Below are 1284 nucleotides of genomic sequence, written 5' to 3' on the forward strand. Positions count from 1 at the left end.
GGTTTGGCCGGCGGGGTTTTCTTGGCCAGGGAGAGCTTTTCCAGCTCGCCGGTCAGGCGGAGGATCTCGCGTTGGAGGTGCGCCGGCTTGATCCGTTTGAAGGCGGCATTCATGGTGATGATCGGGCGCTTGCGGACCCTGGGGTCCTTGATGGCGCGTTGGTGCGGGGTCGCCGGGGTGTCGTAGTGCTTGATGACTTTTGCCCCGTAGCGCTGCTTGGAGACCAGTTTTTGCTGGGGCAGCAGGTAGTTCGTGAAGAGCCGGTCCAATTCCCAGATCTCGTTGAGTACGGCCAGCTCCGCCGCGGTGTCGTAGCGCAGATAGCCGACGAGTTCACGGACCCGTGCCCAGTTCTTTTGCTCCACATGTGCGCCGTCATTTTTGTTGTAGGGCCGGGACCTCGTGAACGTGATCTTGTGCTCGAGGCAGTAGTCGTAGAGGTGGTTGTTGATGAACTCGCTGCCGTTGTCGCTATCGATCCCGATGATCGGGAATGGAAAGACCCCCATCACGTACTGCAGGGCCTCGAACACCCACTTCTCGGCCTTGTTCCGCACCGAGCGGTTGACGGTCCAGCCCGTGGAAATGTCCGTCACCGTCAGGGTGAAGCAGTATTCCCCGGAGGCGTTCCCGCCGTCGTGGGCGACCAGGTCGATCTCGACAAACCCCGGCACGGCGTCGTCCCATTCGGCCCAGGTCCGCATGGGAATCTGCGACTTCAACAAGGATCCGGGCTTGGTGTGGGTGCGCCCGTGCGGGAGCATCGTGGAGCGGGCGCCCTTGAGCTTGCGGTCGATCGTGGACGCGCTCATCCGCACCAGCAAGGCGGCCTGCGCATCCGTGACCACCAGCTCCTTCTCGCGGCGCAGCAGCGGCACCAGGGTCGGCATCATCGGGGCCAGCAGCTTTCCTGCCGGGGCCCGCAGCACCGACCAGCACAACACCAGCGCAGGCACGAGGTCGGGCCCGTACAGCGGGCGCCTGCCAGTCCGCGGTCGTAGTGGTGGAGGATTCAACGCGTGTCGCAACGCCGCCCTCGCGTAGTCCCGGTGCCAGCCCGTTAACTCGACCAACTCGTCCAGGATCCGGGTCTTCACGGCCCGCGGAGACCTCTTGTAGGTCAAGGCCCGCTTCTTCACCACTGCCTGTCGTTGCGCCATCGTCAGCTCCATGGAAACAGGCGTATCCGACACCGCAAACCCGGATTTCAAGCCACGCCGACGCGGAGGAAATCAAATGAGGCAACGTATACGGCTACGCGGAGGTTTTCTATGAGTCAACGCG

At 63.2% G+C, this 1284-nt stretch carries 1 protein-coding gene; it reads right to left on the reverse strand.

Annotation, left to right across the window (positions count from 1 at the left end; genetic code table 11):
• Positions 1-1160: integrase catalytic domain-containing protein (locus LPN03_RS20700; RefSeq protein WP_262455755.1), on the reverse strand; the 1160-nt coding region annotated here is incomplete at its 3' end.
• Positions 1161-1284 lie beyond the last annotated feature (124 nt).

It is taken from the genome of Arthrobacter sp. A2-55, from assembly GCF_025548615.1.
Lineage (GTDB): Bacteria > Actinomycetota > Actinomycetes > Actinomycetales > Micrococcaceae > Specibacter > Specibacter silviterrae.